This window comes from Athalassotoga sp., from assembly GCF_049965695.1.
Classification (GTDB): Bacteria; Thermotogota; Thermotogae; order Mesoaciditogales; family Mesoaciditogaceae; genus Athalassotoga.
The window spans coordinates 25,960-42,153 of the sequence record NZ_JBMFWB010000007.1; the positions used below are offsets into that span (position 1 = coordinate 25,960).

13 protein-coding genes and 1 tRNA gene are annotated in these 16,194 nt (G+C 42.6%); 1 reads left to right on the top strand and 13 read right to left on the bottom strand.

The window, feature by feature from the left end; genetic code table 11:
• Nucleotides 1-6 precede the first annotated feature (6 nt).
• Nucleotides 7-83, top strand: a tRNA-Cys gene (locus tag ACP5NR_RS03365).
• Between the two features lie 116 nt (nucleotides 84-199).
• Here ACP5NR_RS03365 and ACP5NR_RS03370 read toward each other — a convergent pair.
• The 13 genes from ACP5NR_RS03370 to ACP5NR_RS03430 form a co-directional block, all read right to left on the bottom strand.
• Entirely contained in the window at nucleotides 200-676 is a 477-nt protein-coding gene (locus ACP5NR_RS03370; protein ID WP_428005968.1) for a DNA-binding protein, read from the bottom strand.
• Nucleotides 673-2,172 (bottom strand): TrkH family potassium uptake protein, encoded by a 1,500-nt coding sequence (locus ACP5NR_RS03375; protein ID WP_428005050.1) that lies wholly within the window; start codon nucleotides 2,170-2,172, stop codon nucleotides 673-675. Before ACP5NR_RS03375 ends, ACP5NR_RS03370 begins: the two co-directional genes overlap by 4 nt.
• A 101-nt stretch (nucleotides 2,173-2,273) precedes the next feature.
• Nucleotides 2,274-2,960 carry a potassium channel family protein gene (locus tag ACP5NR_RS03380; RefSeq protein WP_428005049.1) on the bottom strand — a complete coding sequence of 229 codons (687 nt, stop codon included), beginning with the start codon at nucleotides 2,958-2,960 and terminating at the stop codon, nucleotides 2,274-2,276.
• A complete protein-coding gene (locus tag ACP5NR_RS03385; protein WP_428005048.1) occupies nucleotides 2,957-3,601 on the bottom strand; it encodes a potassium channel family protein in 645 nt (214 codons plus the stop codon). The genes ACP5NR_RS03380 and ACP5NR_RS03385 overlap by 4 nt, the downstream gene beginning before the upstream one ends.
• 27 nt (nucleotides 3,602-3,628) lie before the next feature.
• On the bottom strand, nucleotides 3,629-5,857 hold the full coding sequence (locus ACP5NR_RS03390; RefSeq protein ID WP_428005047.1) for a transketolase-like TK C-terminal-containing protein: 2,229 nt from the start codon (nucleotides 5,855-5,857) through the stop codon (nucleotides 3,629-3,631).
• A 31-nt stretch (nucleotides 5,858-5,888) separates the two neighbouring features.
• A complete protein-coding gene (locus ACP5NR_RS03395) occupies nucleotides 5,889-7,187 on the bottom strand; it encodes an ADP-dependent glucokinase/phosphofructokinase (protein WP_428005969.1) in 1,299 nt (432 codons plus the stop codon).
• Complete coding sequence (locus ACP5NR_RS03400) at nucleotides 7,184-8,095, bottom strand: AEC family transporter (protein ID WP_428005970.1); 912 nt, start codon at nucleotides 8,093-8,095, stop codon at nucleotides 7,184-7,186. Before ACP5NR_RS03400 ends, ACP5NR_RS03395 begins: the two co-directional genes overlap by 4 nt.
• Nucleotides 8,092-9,477, bottom strand: coding sequence for an alpha-glucosidase AglA (aglA, locus tag ACP5NR_RS03405; protein ID WP_428005971.1), 1,386 nt, complete (start codon nucleotides 9,475-9,477; stop codon nucleotides 8,092-8,094). The genes ACP5NR_RS03400 and aglA overlap by 4 nt, the downstream gene beginning before the upstream one ends.
• Nucleotides 9,478-9,481: 4 nt before the next feature.
• Nucleotides 9,482-11,176, bottom strand: a complete 1,695-nt coding sequence (locus ACP5NR_RS03410) for a glycoside hydrolase family 2 TIM barrel-domain containing protein (protein ID WP_428005972.1) — start codon at nucleotides 11,174-11,176, stop codon at nucleotides 9,482-9,484.
• Nucleotides 11,177-11,208: 32 nt separating this feature from the next.
• Entirely contained in the window at nucleotides 11,209-11,643 is a 435-nt protein-coding gene (locus ACP5NR_RS03415) for a PPC domain-containing DNA-binding protein (RefSeq protein ID WP_428005609.1), read from the bottom strand.
• A 10-nt stretch (nucleotides 11,644-11,653) separates the two neighbouring features.
• Nucleotides 11,654-13,783, bottom strand: coding sequence for a Cgl0159 family (beta/alpha)8-fold protein (locus ACP5NR_RS03420; protein WP_428005608.1), 2,130 nt, complete (start codon nucleotides 13,781-13,783; stop codon nucleotides 11,654-11,656).
• A complete protein-coding gene (locus ACP5NR_RS03425; RefSeq protein WP_428005607.1) occupies nucleotides 13,767-14,558 on the bottom strand; it encodes a DeoR/GlpR family DNA-binding transcription regulator in 792 nt (263 codons plus the stop codon). Before ACP5NR_RS03425 ends, ACP5NR_RS03420 begins: the two co-directional genes overlap by 17 nt.
• Nucleotides 14,558-15,805: a glucuronate isomerase gene (locus ACP5NR_RS03430; protein WP_428005606.1), complete on the bottom strand. Its 1,248-nt coding sequence runs from the start codon at nucleotides 15,803-15,805 to the stop codon at nucleotides 14,558-14,560. Before ACP5NR_RS03430 ends, ACP5NR_RS03425 begins: the two co-directional genes overlap by 1 nt.
• Nucleotides 15,806-16,194: the final 389 nt, after the last annotated feature.

Genomic DNA, 16,194 nt, shown 5'->3' on the forward strand with positions numbered 1-16,194 from the left:
TGTTAGGGCGACGTAGCCAAGAGGTCAAAGGCGAGGGTCTGCAAAATCCTTATTCATGGGTTCAAATCCCATCGTCGCCTCCAGAGTTAGCCACTGTTTTAGTGGTTCACATCGAACAAAAGTCATATTCTTTTTTCGATACAGGAACAAATTATCTCCCTCATTTTGAGGGGGAATTTTTTTAATTCGGCATATATGGTTAAATTTTTGGAGTGAAAAATTTTTTCTTTAAAATCCACAAAACAAATGCTATTGCAGATATGACGATTAAAAAAATTATCCTGTCAAAATCTATTGTGTGGACGATTTTTTCTCCCGGAATGATTTTAACTATTTTCGAAACGTCAAATTCCATGTCTCCGTCGTGTTTCAAAGACATGGCAACAAAAGTTCCCTCGACTGTCAAAAGATCGCCTTTAAAATCATAACTTGCCGTGTATTTTATCTGCCTTGCAAGAGAATAAGGCATCCAAAAGCCCAAAGTTTGAGTGCCGTCTGTCATGTTGACCCACGCGTAGTCTCCCCTTCTCATAACGCTACCGACGGCCTGACCCTGGACTGTTAAAAATTTTCCATCGTACGCAGATGGATTGTTTATCATATCGGATATAGTCGGCATGGCAAAAATCACAGACACAAAAAAGATCATAAATATAAGAAAGACAAAATGCTTCATCTTCTTTTTGCTCCCATAAAGGGATAGGCAACAAAGGCTATAACGGCCATGAATTCAAGTCTGCCAACCCACATCAAAATTATGAAAAGCACTTTCAGCACGTCCGGCATCGATGGCGATGTTATCCCCGTTGACAGTCCAACATTTCCAAGAGCCGATGCAACTTCAAATGCGGCCTTTTCTATCGGATATTTGTAAATGAGCGTTATTATAAGCCCTACAACGAATGAAAGAATGTACATCATCGTTATGACCATGGCATTTTTGATGACTTCGTTATCGAGATCGATATCTTCCTGATTATGAAATTTCTGCACTTTGATGGTTTTTGACGACATGAAAAGTTTTTTTGTCTCGAAAACAAATGATTTGGCGATTATGCCGATTCTCATTCCCTTTATTCCTCCGGCAGTCGAACTTGTACTTCCACCTATAAGCATTGCGATCGTTATGCCGACCATGGCAAGTGTTCCCCATGATCCGAACTGTGAAGGGTATATGTTCATAAAGCCGGTCGTCGTGTGCGCGGAAATCAACTGATAAAATCCTTTCGTAAAGAGAATGACTGCATTTGGATAGACGTTATTCCTCACAAGGCCAACTGCAACTATGGTAAAGGTTATAAGAACGGTTATGAAAAAAGACTGTGTTTCTATGTTTTTATATATCTCTTTTCTGTTTTTGTTCATTACAGCGTAGTGAAGTGCGAAATTGAAAGAACCTATTATGAAGATCACCATAGTTATAAGCATGTAAAGCATGCTGTGATAATAAAGAATGTTTTGTGAATGCGGGGCAAAACCTCCCGTACTCCATGCTGACATGAAGATCCATATACCGTTCAAAAGTGCGCTTACAGGTTTTAGCCCTATAACAAGGCCTGCGATGAAGAGGGCGATAGTTCCGACGGCAAGATATATAAGACTGATATCCCATATTGCCCTTGCAGTTTTTGTAAAACTCGGAAGAAGTTTCTCGCTTTTTCCTTCTCCTATGTACATCATATACCCGCCACGCATGCCTATGAGAAAACTTAACGAAAGAACGATCATACCCTGACCGCCGACAAACGTAAGAAGTGCCCTCCACATGTTCATTCCTATCGAAAGATCGTACATCCTTTGAATCAGCACGAGACCCGTCGTTGTAAAGCCACTCATGACATCAAAGACGGCATCCAAAAATGAAAGGTAATGACCGGAAAGATATCCGGGAATCGCATCGATGATAATAAGAATTATCCATGCGTACGCCGCTATGAACATTCCATGAAGCCAATCCATTTCCTTTTGATGATCCCGACACAAAATCTCAAGCGTGAATCCGAAAACGAAAGAGATGGCCATTCCTATTCCAAAATCTATGGCCGTGTTCCATTCTTCGAAGATCAAAGCCGTAACAAGCGGGATTGTCATTACCCATCCCATCGTCTCGACTATCTTTGCGGTGTAGTAATTTATTATTTTTAAATCCGAATAAACCGTCTTTTTGCTCATATCAGCGGGTGATCAAATATCCTATCAAAAGAGCGACTCCGATGAGGACGGCAGAATATCCTACTTCTATTAAAATTCCTATCGAGGTATCTTTAAACTTTTCAATTTTTTGCCTCATTTTCATCACCTGCCCCGACAAGAACGGCTTTTATCTCGTCAATTTTGTCTTTCCTCGACATTATTATGACAAGGTCATTTTCATCGATTTGCGTATCACCTCTTGGTACTATTGGCTTGTCTGCTTTTATAACAGTTATGATTATGCTGTCTCTCGGCAATTTGATTTCCATTATTTTTTTGCCATCGGATGGAGAATTGTGCGGTATTTTTATCTCCAAAATATTGAGATCGCCATGGTAAAAGGTCAAAAGTGATCTTATCGCTCCAAGCACAACTTCCTGCTCGATGACATTTGCAATGAATGCCGTCGAACAAACGACGTTGTCAACACCCAAAGATTTGAGCACACCTTCATTCTTTGGGTTGTTAACTCTTGCTATCGTTTTGGGGATGTTGAAATTTTTCTTTGCGATCTGACAAGAGATGAGATTTACTTCGTCTTTTCCGGTAACTGCAGCAATAACATCCGCCTCTTCGACGCCTGCTTCTTTAAGGTCGTTAATTTCCGTTCCATCACCGTTTATGACATTTACGCTGTCCATCTCTTCTGCAATTGCCGCACATTTGACAGGATCCTTTTCCACAACCGAGATCTTGTGCTTTTTCCCGTAAAGTGTCTTGAGAAGATAGTACCCTACCTTACCTCCACCAACGATTATTATCTTCACTCCACATCACCAAAGTATTTTGAAACCTTCTTTGCCCTTTCAAGATCGGACAAAATAATTACCACATCATCTTTTTGTAAATTGAGATCTTCAGATGCGATCTCGAAATTACCTCTTTTTACGGCACAAATTCTGATATCGAATTTGGATTCTACATCTTCCACTTTGAAATTTTTGTCTTTACGCACAACAACTTCAAAGACAGAAAGATTGTCTCCGATATTTGCGCGCAATTTGGTACCATCGGAAAACAGCATGTTGTACATCTCTTCCACGCCTATCGTTGTAGGGCATACAAAATCAACGTTGAAATCCTTGTAAGTCCCAATTTTTGATTGAAGATAAACCCTTGCCATGACCTTTGGAACTTTGTAAATCGTTTTGGCAATTTCGGCTATCATGATATTCGTGTTGTCGTCACGTGTTGCCGCAATAACGGCGCCGGACTTTTCAATGCCGGCTTTTTTGAGAATATCTTCGTCAATGCCAACTCCTATGATCGTAAGTCCGTTAAAAGCCATTCCGAGTTTGGAAAATGACGTTTTATCTTTATCGATAACGACAACATCATGACCTTCATCTGCGAGTTTTAGGGCCAGCGATGCTCCGAAATATCCACATCCAACTATTATAACGTACATATGTATCGCCTCATTGGGTTAATTATATCACCTCTTTACGAACCTTTCTATGCCCTTGAGGATGTATTCGGAAGAAAGATGCGCCTCATCTATGACCTCATCTAACGTACCACCGGTGCGCCAGCGATTGTCCCAGTCCGACGACATGCAATATTGAACGTATTTCTTCGTCGCTATCCAGTCATCGACGGCCTTCAAAGATTCATTCGTTATGACCATCGACTCCTCCCAATCTTCCCATGGCAATAATATCTTTTCTCTGTACTCTTTGGGCTGCATATCGAAGAGTTCTTTTGAAGGGATTGATACGATCTTCAAATTGTATTTTTCATCTAAAATATCAAGAATTTTTAAAAGATTATATGTTGTCATGGTGCCCCTTACAAGGATAGTACCATCGCGCTTTCCTGATTTGAAATCTCTTATCAGGTAAGCGCCTTTTGCGGCGTCTAAGTAAGAAGGGAGTTTCATCTTTTCTCTGTCCGGTATCTCGATTGGAGGCCTTGTCAGATGAATTGCGACGATCGGTACATCTTTCGAAAGCGCTGCACCTAACAAAACGGGCACCTCATTTGCCTCCCACGGATATACGTTGATTATATGACCTTTTGGAAATAATTGTGTGACAACCGTCGAAAAAATTCCAAAATGGGTTCTCGAATCGTCTGCCGTCTCGGGACCCGAATGGCCCACAACCCACAAAATTTTACCAAGTTTTATCGGGCAATCTTGTGCCATCTGAGAAAATAACCTGTAAGGTCCGTATTTCAAATACGCGAAGGCTCCGTACGTGGAGGTTGCCATCCAAAAACCATCGAATTTCTCGTAAGGCTTATCCGACAAATTCACACTCGCAACGCCTGCGGAAATGCCGGCATTTGCAAATTCTGTAATCTCTTGAGGCAAAAGCACACCTTCCAAATTCGAATCTCTATCGTACCAGCCATATCCTTTGAAATCTCCAAATCCTTCCCCAAATCCTGAGAGATTCGTGGATTCGGTCAGATCGGCAGAGGCCGCCAAAAATAATGGCCTTCCGTATTTTTTCGCACTTACGGAATTTATCCATGCCCCCCAGGACTTAAGTGCCTGTCTGTTCGCAACCTTAGATCCCGGGTTAAAAAAGATCTCTTTAGGATATGAATTGTAATCGAAAAGAGATTCATCATCGAAAATTCGCGAGTCCAAAACAAAGGATCTTTTTGAAATTACGGCTCTTTTTTGGATGAGTTCGTCGGTAATCTTCTCAACAAGACCATCATTTTTGAGGATCACATCGATGGCCTTTTTCAAATTCGCCCTCGTTTGTTTTACAAATTCATCTCCATCCGGTGCGGGTTTACCGTATCCTTCAAAATCAACGTTGTATTTCTTCATGAACTCCTCTCTCGTCCGCCAGAAGATCTCCGAATTTGCCTTGTGAGGGCTCCCATGGGATTTGTTGTCGTAGAGGCCGTAGCCGTAACCTTTTTTGGTCTTGAACCAGATCGCGTTGGGAAGATCTTTTTGCTTTTGCGCATCAACTTTGTCGAAAGCATCGAAGACCTTTTGCCAGTTATGACCCTCCCAGCATCCGGCTACATTCCATCCGTAAGGCTTAAACCAATCATCCGGCGTACCGTGGATGACTTTGCTTACAGGATGATCGTCTATTCCGAAATCATTCCAGTCTATAAGCCAGTACAAATTGCCGAGCCCCAACCCGTAGGCGGAATTTTTGGATTCGTGAGATGCGCCGGCGCTCAGTGCTCCTTCCCCTTCGATTAACCATACTTTCGCGTCTAATCCCACATGTTTGAGAGCAAGAGCCTCTCCAACTGAGGCGGGGAGGCCGTGGCCGGCAGGGCCCGTATTGAATTTCAAAAATAAAGTCTTTCCCGAAAACTCGGCATGACCCGAAAGACCATCTCTGTGTCTGAATTTCAAGAGATCGTCCAAAAGCACGATCCTGGACGGATCTATAAAGAACCTTTCATCTTTTGTTTCTTCGAATCTTTTCTTGAAAGATTCTCCGATCACAGTTAACGCGGCGTAGATCAAAGGGACTGTATGGCCGGCAGAAAGAATAAACCTGTCCGAGAGGGGATTTTCGGGATGGATAAAATCAAAGTTGGAATAATTCGAAAAGACCATAGACCAAAACGCGTGCATCTTCGATCTCGATCCTCCCGGATGACCGCTCTGCCTCAAGTTTAACGTGAAGTCTATCAACTGGCCCGTTACATCCTTTATAATTTCAAGTTCCTCAAAATTCAATTCAAATCACCTCGATATCATTTTTTGCGAATTATCCCAGGACGAAGCCCAAAGAAGATATCGTATCGCCAAGACCAACCGTTATTTTTGGAGATGGAACGACCTTCGTCGGAAAGAGAATGAAATGAACCCCTTCCTTTTCCCATTCTTTGTAATCGTACTTTTCGGAAATATTCAACATGTATTTGAATCTTTCCAAATTTATCTCCCCATCCATTGCCCTCTGGGCCGCCGCAAGAGCCGCAAAGGCAAGAGCCTTTTTTTGAGATTCAAGATCGTAATCTCCCTTTAGTGCAAGTAGATAAAAACCAAGCGCATGAAAATGTACCCTCGAAAGATTTCCTCTCATGACTTCGGATATTATCTGCGATATCCTTTCAACGTCCAAATTCAAAATATCTTTCTCATCGTACCCCATATCCCTTGCAACCCATGAAAGTTCGACCTCGTTAAGGCCAAGACTATCGAATCTTGAAAATAATTTCTCCTCCACAGCATTTCTTACCCTATCCCGCCTTATCGAGGCGAATTCGAGATGAAATTTCATCTCCGAATTTTTTTCTCTCACGGTCTTTACGAATTCCAAAAGTTTATCGATCCTGTCCTCAACGGTCTCTCCGTTTGGATAAACCTCTTGCATGATGTGAAAGCCCGAGACAAGAAAATGAGAAATTTCTTCCGCACGATCGATGACGTAAGATTTGAATGGATCTCTTACCTCTAACTTTGAATTGATGGGATTCCATGAGGCTATGAATCTGTTGGATCTCGGACAGGTGTAAACTTTGCCGTTAATCGTCATAGATTGACCCTGAGAAAATTCAAAAATCCAGTGTATGGCATCGACTCCCTCTCCGTCATACGCGTTGATGGGATGATCAAGACCATTTTTTCCAACGACAAAAAGGTTTTTAGAATTTGGAAAAAGATTCGCAATCTCCTTTTTTAAAGGATACACGTAGACTAAAATCTTTTCAAAGGGAAAGGGCACAAGGCCTTTTGCCATGTTAGCCGATGTCCCGCCCAGCCTTAAAGTACCCGTTCCGAAGGTTTTCATTATCCATTCGTAAACTTCCTTCGAATCGATCATCAACTGAAGAGCACTTCCATTGACGAAAGAAAAAATTAGACCTTTCCAAAAATCATCGATACACTTTATCGAATCAGGAAGCGCTGAAAGTTCCTGTGGAATTGTGAGATCTAAATTGTCAATCTTTTGCGGATCGACCTTCACAAGGCCATCTATGACCGAGTGAAAGCCAAGGGCTATCATCTTTGAATCACGCGCCCTTTTGATTCCCCAGTCTATAACACCATCGTATATCTTCATACAATACCTCCAAAGATCAAAAGAAATATCGAACTTACGATAACGGTCGTCGTTACCGTACCGCCGGCAAGTTCAGGATCGAGTTTTTTGTCTATCGAGTACAAAAGCGTCAAAAGCGGCGCAGGCATAAGGGCACTCAAGAGCACGACGTTTGCCATCAGCGCATTTGATGGCTCAAATATCCTTAGCACAAAGTAAAATGTCGCGCCTAACGCGGCACCGATGAGGTATTTCAAAGAAATTGCCTTTGCCATATTTTTGAATTCAACCTTTAACCTTTCAAAGTTCAAAAAGATGCCTATCGTCAAAAGAGACAAAAATGCATTTGCCCCGCTGAATATTCCAAGAAATTCAGAAAGTATATCTGGCATACTCGATAAAGAAAGGTTCAAAATTATGGCGGCAAATATCGCAAGCAAAGGCGGAAAGGTCGAGACCTTTTTGATAACCTCTTTTGTGCTGAATGCGTCTGCAGAAAAAAGTATCGCTATCGCATATCCTACCGTGTATATCATAAGGCCATTTCCCATGTCGAATATCGACATGTAAGCAAGGCCTTTCCCTCCCCACAATAACTGGGCAAAAGGATACGCAAACAAACCTAAATTTAAACCGTTAAAGGTCAAGATCAAAGATCCTTTTGTACCGCGGGCGGTATTCGATCTTCGAAAGATCAAAAAGCCCGCGATCATAAGTGTGAGTGTCGTCAAAATTCCGAAGGCCGTCAACGAGAAAAGCGGAAGGGTAAGTTTTACACTTGTGACAGCCTGAATTATGACGGCAGGCAGAGTTATGTATATGACGATCTTCGAAAAGGCCCGCCCTTCTGTCTCATCTAAAAATTTCAGCGATTTAAGCAGATATCCTATTGCTATTATTGCAAGATAAGCAAGAATTTTGTATATCACGATCTGTAATGTTTTTTCATCTCAGAATTGAAAGGCAAATTCATTATCTCATCCAAAACATCCTTTGCCTGTTTCTCAGACTTCGTCCTCGGATCCCTTATTAGAATCTCGTCGAGTACCCGCCTGTCTCCTGTTATAAACGCCTCGAGCGCCATCTCGGCTCTCATTATCCTCGGCGTAAGATACATCTTCTTTATTCTATCCGTCAAATCAGGATCTATCTTTTCCGGATGAATCCCTTTTTTGTCTACCCTGACCGGTACCTCAACAACAACATCGTCGGGAATTCCTTTTATCGTACCTTTGTTCAAAATGTTAAGATACAGCCTTGCCTCTTTACCATTTGAAATCGCGTTTATGAATGGTATTTGTTGCTCGCCGCTTAACTTATCCTTTGGAAATTCTTCGGGCCACGATTGCGTTAACTTAAGGGACGGATCTTTTGAAATGTCTATTATCTTTTCTCTTATCTGTCTTAACTCTTCATAAAACTTCGGTCTCTCGATCTCGTTGTCTATCCCTCCGAATTTTCCAAACCATCTTTTCTTGGTCTCGAGATTATAATGATACTTCCACGTTCCATTCCTTACGGTGTCGCCTATCGGTAAATATCCGTAAAATTCGTACATGTCCATCGCCGCGGGACTCATCTGCATGTCCCACGGACTCGTCGATTCCCATTTTGGCAATTTTTCTTTTATCCATTCGTCCAAAATGGGATATCCGTCCTTTCCTTTGTATATAAATCTATTCAAGAATATCCCGTGGTTGACTCCGGCTATCTGCCAGTCTATCTCCTTCTCATCAAGGCCCAAAGTTTTGAAAACCTCATGAACGCCTCCGAATCCATGACAGAATCCTATTATCTTTGCTTTTGTCTGCCTCAATACCAATTGTGTTATCTCAAAGACCGGGTTCGCAGTTTGGATAAGGTATGCGTCCGGACATATCCTCTCGACTGCTTTTGCGATATCCAAATGGAGTTTGAGTTGATTGTAATTCGAAAGCGTGTAATAATCGGAGACCATGTTGAATTCCTGCGAATCTATCCCGCGGTAATATCCGTGCTTTTGACCGATATCCCTCATCGTCTCGTACTGGACATATCCGTCCTGATGACCTTCTCCACGTGCGAGGGCCGTGTTTATGACAAAGTTCGCACCATCGAGGGCCTTCTCTAAATTCGTCGTCTTTTCAAACTTCAAATTCCCGCCTACCTCGGATGTGTATCTTTGAGAAAGACTGTATATGGCATCAAGCCTGCGCTCATCGATATCCATCAAAGAAATGACCGTTCCGGCTAACTCCTTTGTCTTTGCCAGATCGCCGACTAATTTTAGTGTATACCTTACGCTTCCCGCTCCTACGAATGTGATCTTCATACCATTACCTCCTCCATAATCTTTTTAAAGTATGTGCAGCCATCTTGGGATTTCTGTCCCTTGTAAAGACCCCTTTGTAATTGAAAAGCGGTCTGTGAACATTTTGGGCCGTTTTGAAATCGGCAAAGGCCCAGACATGTATGCCAGTTACAAAATCCTTTTCATTTGCGACTTTAAACAATTTCTCGATGTATTCAGACTGGTACTCTTCCGAAAACATCTGCGCCGGATTTGCGTGAAATCCGGATATCGCATCGGCACCGAACTCCGTCAAAATCACGGGCCTTTTGTAAGTTTTGTAAAGCGAGTCCAGATCGTCCGAGAGCAACTTCTCGGCCTCCTCTATCTTTCCTTGATGGTTGTACCAGCCATAATAGCGATTCACGCTTATGACGTCGAAATGCTTCATCGCCACATCCGGCCCTCCGGATTTTTCGCAAAATGGCACACAACTTACCATCGTTGTCGGCCTTGTCGGATCGCACTCTTTGGCCGTCTCGTACAATTTTTTGAAAAATCCGTCCGATTTCTGATGTGCAGAATCAGGCTCATTCGCAACGCTCCACATGATCACAGACGGATGGTTTTTGTCCCTGTCGATGAGCCTTTTGATATCCTCCACGCACAAATCAACGGTCTTTTCATTTTCGTAATGGTACTTCTCAAGCCCGACGTGTGGCGCTTCGTCTATGACAAGAAAGCCAAGTTCGTCCGCCATGTCGAGCCATTCTTCGGAATAAGGATAATGTGAGGTTCTGAAAGAGTTTGCGCCTATCCACCTCAGAAGATCGTAATCTTTGACGATCAAAGGCTTGAAGGTGCCCTGCCCTTCGACGGGAAATTCTTCATGCTTTCCGAAGCCAAGCAATTTGACGGATTTACCGTTTAAAAGTATGTGTTTGTCATCTAACGTAATAGTTCTTATTCCGACCTTCAATTTGTACTCGTCGATAGGATTATTACCGGACGTGATTTTTGCTTTCAAATCGTAAAGATAAGGATCATCCAATTCCCAAAAACGGGCATTCTTGATCTCGAAATGAAAATTTTCCTTTGCAGATGTTATCTTTTTTGTGTTTGTTAGATCACCAATCGACACCTCTATATTCTTCCCGATGCACTCATCGGTCATTTCTATTGTGATCTCTGCAAGACCCAACTTTTGGGATGGAACGGATTTATCGCATCTGAAGTTAATGTTCAAAACAGAGGCCCTTGACGAAATTTCTACGTATGGCATCCTTATGATTCCGCCGTACGGGAAAAAGTCGAAATTTGCCGGAGGAAAGTTGCCGGCCCTCTCAAAGCCCGGCATTTGACCGGCTGGCAGATCATCCTTTGACAGTTTATTCTCAACCTCGACGCGGATTTTGTTCGTAGATCCGTATTTCAATTTTGGATGGCACTCAAAAGGGAGATATCCAACGTTATTGAATATTGCCAGATCATCGTTTACGTATACCCTGCTTTTTGTATTCACAGCGCTAAAATAAAATCTAACACGTTTATCCTTCCATTCATACGGTACATCCAAATCGTAGATGTACCCGACCGGTCCTTCTTCAAAGAAAAGATCTTCGTATTGATCGTTCCAACTGGCAGAAACCGCTATTGGCCTTTCCTTGCCGTGAGCGCGTATTTTCCACATATTCGAAAGTTCGACTGTCGATCTGCAAAGATTCATCTGTGGCCTTAACAATTCAAACATCTCCTTAAAAATTCCCTTTCGGGTTATTTCAAATACCTTCCTTCCAGCCTGTTAAATGATCCGTACGCAACTCTTTCGAATTTCATTGAGTCTATTTTGTAGATGAAGATCTCATTCGTTATGTTTACTTTCGCTCCAAAAAGATGGCCACCGACCAATTTCTTATCCGGGCCCGCGAGGGCAACGTGGATGTGGGCAAAGGGTTTTCCGTCCTTTCTCGCGATATTTCCCGTCAACGCGACAAGTTCATGGGGCGTGTCTATTTTTATCTTTTCGTATTGATCCTTTTCCATGTTGAACCATCCTATTTCAAAATCTTTAAGCATGCCCATTCCGGAAAGAATAACGCCGGCATTCATGGAATACTTTTCGACGACCGAATACAAAGACTCAAAAAAATCATCGTTTGTGTCAAATCTTACAAAGATCAGATTTTCCTCTTTCATGTCGAATATCATTTCAACCACCTCATTCTAAAGTCTCTTCGAATACTTTTTTCAATTCGTCGAAGTTGTCACTTCTGCGCTTTATCAAATCTTCCAAAGCCTCCGCCGCACTCAGCCCGTCATGGACGGTCCTGAAGACGCCGTAGGATACGGCCGCGGGATCGTCATCGCCCGGGAAAAGCACATTTCGTCCGATAAGCGCGCCTCTCACGTTCGGACCGCTTTCGAGTGCTTTCGAGAGATTTTCCATTGTGTAGGTCGGATCTTCTTTTGATTCTCCGCCGAGGATAAGAATCGGCAACGTCGTCGATCTCGCGACCCTTTCGAAATTCGGAACGTAAGGAATCTTTATCCACATCTTTGCGCTGCTTCCGCCTATCGCCGAAACGACTCCGACGATCTTTATGAGTTCATTGGCGTCTAAAATCGTTTCGTAAGCTGAATCTTCATTTTCTCTTTTTACGGGCAACGGTTCCATGAAGATCGGAAGGCCGAGTTCGTTGCACTCTCTTACCGCCGCGGCGCACTCTTCGAGTGTTTTCAAAGACCATCTCGAATATTTTCCGGTATCGAGTCTGAAGAGCAATTTTCCGGCGTCAAGGTTAAATCTCACGAGATCTTTCGGCCAGTACGCGGTTATGACGTCTTCCATCTCGTATTCAATGCCTGCAAGGCCCGATCTGTTCATGCTGCCCATTATTATTTTGTTATCCAAGAAACTCTTTCTTCCCGACCTTTTGTAAAGGTAATCTATCATGGCAAGTTCATCTATCAAATCGGGCGTGGCCATAACACCGTCAACGTATCCGTATGCCAGAACTCTTACAATCCTCCCGAGATATTCGAGCCTGTCGCCTATTAAAGTGGGATTGTCTCCCACACCGGTAACCCGCCTTGCCGGATGATCTGCCGCGAGGATGACAAGGTAACCGTCTTCGGTCAAGGATTTTCTTCTTTTTCTTGCTTTCAGATTTTCTTCTATTATTTCCGGATTTTTAACCCTCATATCCGTGAGTTTGTAAAATGCCCATTCGGGAAAGTAATCGCGCGTCACGAATCTGTACTTGCCGGCGCTGTAAATGACATCCTGCCACGTTCTCGCATCGTCGTAGAATGATTTGGAATGCTGCAATACGGGCACGCTTCCTTCGCGCCCTCTTGGCATTACCTCAAATCCGATTGGCCCCGTGTAATCCATTTCGTGAAGCGCTTTGACGAAGTCGGCGACTTCTCTCAATTTAATCGCACCATTGGGATACGCAAAGGATATGTGGGCATCGCCGTAATTCGGATCGTTGGGATCGAGCACGCAATTTCCTATGTGAACATGGAAAAGGTAAGGTTTGAGATATTGCAAAACCTCTGCAAATTCAGGTTCCTGGACATCTTCCGATTTTACCAGATTGTCGTACTTTTTTGTTTGATCTCCGGATTGTATTTCAAGATTTATATGCTCTATTATCGATTTGGTATTTCTTATGAGCAGCATGTGGGTAAGATCGTACAAAAGTCCGAATTCATCGTGATGGTACTCGTCTCTTACGCGCCTTGCTATCTCTATCGCCTCAAGTGTAGGCCCTATGAGTTGATCATGAAAGCGTCCTCGCGGATCGTTGATTCTGTCAAACATTACGAGAATCAATTTCATCGGTTTTCTTTTCAATGTTTTTGCCGCGTGATCCGAATACTCGCAAAGTTCGTGAATGGATCTTACCAAAGAAAGTTTTGCCGTGTCGCGCAATTCTATTCCGGGATCGCGTCCGGATCTGAATGTAAAACCTTGAGCGTTGAATTCGTATGCCTGATCGATCAAGCCTTTGAGACGATTCACACCATTTACCCTGTCAAGTTCGTTTATCGAGGAGATATCAGTGGGAGCGTATCCTTCTTCGTTCAAAGATTGGACAAATTGGGCTCCGAAGAAGATGTGAAGTTTTGTCGTTTTGAGAAAATCTATCGCTTTTTTTCTCAAAGCAGGATCTTTTATGCGCGTTATCTCTATTCCGCCGAAGTAATCATCATCGGCCAGCGTTTTGAGCGATTCCGTAAGATATTTTTCACTCGGCTCTCCTCTTTGCATTGAATTCGTGTTCTGTCGTCCCGGGAAGGCCATCGGCTGGACAACTGTCATAAGGTTATCTTTGAGAATCATTTTTTTCCTCCTTTTGCGCAACGATCAAATCCAATCCCGCATTCGCGAGTATCGATTTGTCTTCATCCGGTACTTTCCAATCGGTTATGACGTGATCTATTTGATCGAAGGTTGCGTATATCGAAAATGACGGTCTTTCGAACTTTGAAGAATCAACGATGACAAAAGATTCGCTCGATTGTGAGATCATCAAAGACTTTATCTTCGCCTCGTTGATGTTCGGCGTCATGAACCCGTCTTTCGAAAAGCCCGTCGCACCGACAAAGGATTTGTCGGCGTATATCTTTTTTATGTTCTCTTCCGCAAATGCGCCTATCAAAGAGAAACTGTTTTCTCTTACAACTCCGCCGAGCACTATGAGATCGATACCCGTCCCGACGAGTTCGGTTGCTATGAAAAAGTTGTTCGTGACGATCGTCAACGGAAACAATTTCATTCTTTTTATCTCTCTTGCCATCGCCAGCGTTGTCGTGCCGCTGTCCAAAATTATGCTGTCTCCGGGTTTTACAAACTCGAGCGCTTTTTTGGCTATGGCATACTTTTCTTCAACGTGCTGCTGTGACTTTTGAATAAAACTCCACTCTACTTTTGTATGAGACGGCAGCAATGCCCCTCCGTGTGTACGAACTACCATACCAAGATTTTCAAGGTCTGAAAGATCCTTTCTTATGGTTGTACCCGTTACACCGAGTACCCTTGACAGTTCGTTCACGGTTATTTCGCCTTTTTCTTTTATAAGATCGATCAATTTTGCCTTTCGTGTTTCTTCTAACATCAAAATCTCCTCTTCAAAAACGCTTCGAACTCTCCACCGAAGAGTTTTTCAACGTCTCTTTTCACTTCTTCTTCGGTGATTACCCATCCATCTTCCAAAATATCCGAATATTTATCCGTCAAAACTTTCTCTATGACTTTCTTTGAATGATCCCATTTGTATATAAGTTGATCAAGCACGCGTGCGTCGGAGTGCTGAGGGGTAAAACTCAATCCCAACATTTCCATTCTTTCACGGGTGATCTCATCGACTACAGATGGATTGTTCAAAAACCACCAGCAACCGAAGACATGAATGTTTCTGAACTTCCTCGCGGCAACGACGAGTTCGTGCTGATTTTCGCGGGATAGCATTGTAATTAAAAATTTGTTGTGAGGGTACATTCTCGCAAGATATTCAACCGTGTTTATATCTGCCTTTCCGACCGAATCTCCGGCAAGTTTTAATTGAGGATTTGAAAGTTTTTTGGCACCTATCATCATGGCAAACGGCACGTTATGCTCGTAAGAGACCGGAATTATGGCATTCTCTATTATCAAGGCCGTTTCGGTATCTGAAGGAATTTTGAATTCTGGCGGAAGTGATGCGGCCATATAAACGGGATTCATGCGATCTATCCAATCAGAAAGAAATCTCTTGATCTCAGAAAAGGCCTTTTCCGTCAATTTCTCTTCGACATCGTATCCCCATTCTTTGAGTTTAAGATAAGAAGATGGCCATTTCACAAGGAGCGGATCTATTCGCAGGGCGCTTTTGAACCGGGCATCTCCTTTTTCATTTTTGATCCAGATTTTTCGTTCATCTTCGACGAATGGATCATTTGTCATGACAACGTATTTTATATGGGCCGTTTTGAAAACCAGATCGATGTATTCGTCAACCTTTTTAGATGCAAAGAACTTTCTGTATCCTTCGAGATCCCGCTTAGAAGGATCGAGTCCGACGGATTTCAAAACCGTTATAACGCCTCTTGTGGCTTCGCTTACTGGCGAATTTTCGATGAACAGTTTTTTCCATATCAAATTAGATTGATCCTTAACACTCATCTTCCATAATTCATCGTAAGGCATGTCGGACAATCTCATAACTTCGGCTATTAAATAATGGTAAGTCAGAAGATCGTCGACTCCCCACAACAATAAATCTTTGAATCTCAAATCGAAGATATGTGTATGAAGATCAACTATCTGAACTTCTTCGACTGCTTTCTTGACAACTTTACTTATTTCTTCTTTCTTTATGTTCATTTTCACGCCTCCAAACAAAACAAAATACAACTAAATGAAACAATATAAAAGGAGGTGAATGCAAATGCCAAATTCGGCCTTTTTCGGTCAATTTTGGTAAAATATTCAGATTATTTGAAATTTAATCTTAAAATCGTAAAATTAAATTGATTATCTTTGTTTTTTGATGATTGTTGTGGAAAACTTTTGTTATACCTGATCATGTGTAAAATACCATTTTGGCTCCGGCAGGTGCCCCACTCGATGTCCTCGCTTCGCTGCGAAGGCCATCGAGAGGGCATCCTGCCCTTCGCTCGGTAAATAAGCATTCGGCTTTATTAGAGTATCTGGATCTTTAAAAGATAGCCGGCGCAGTGATTCAAGATTGATCTTTCGTGTTATGATAAAAT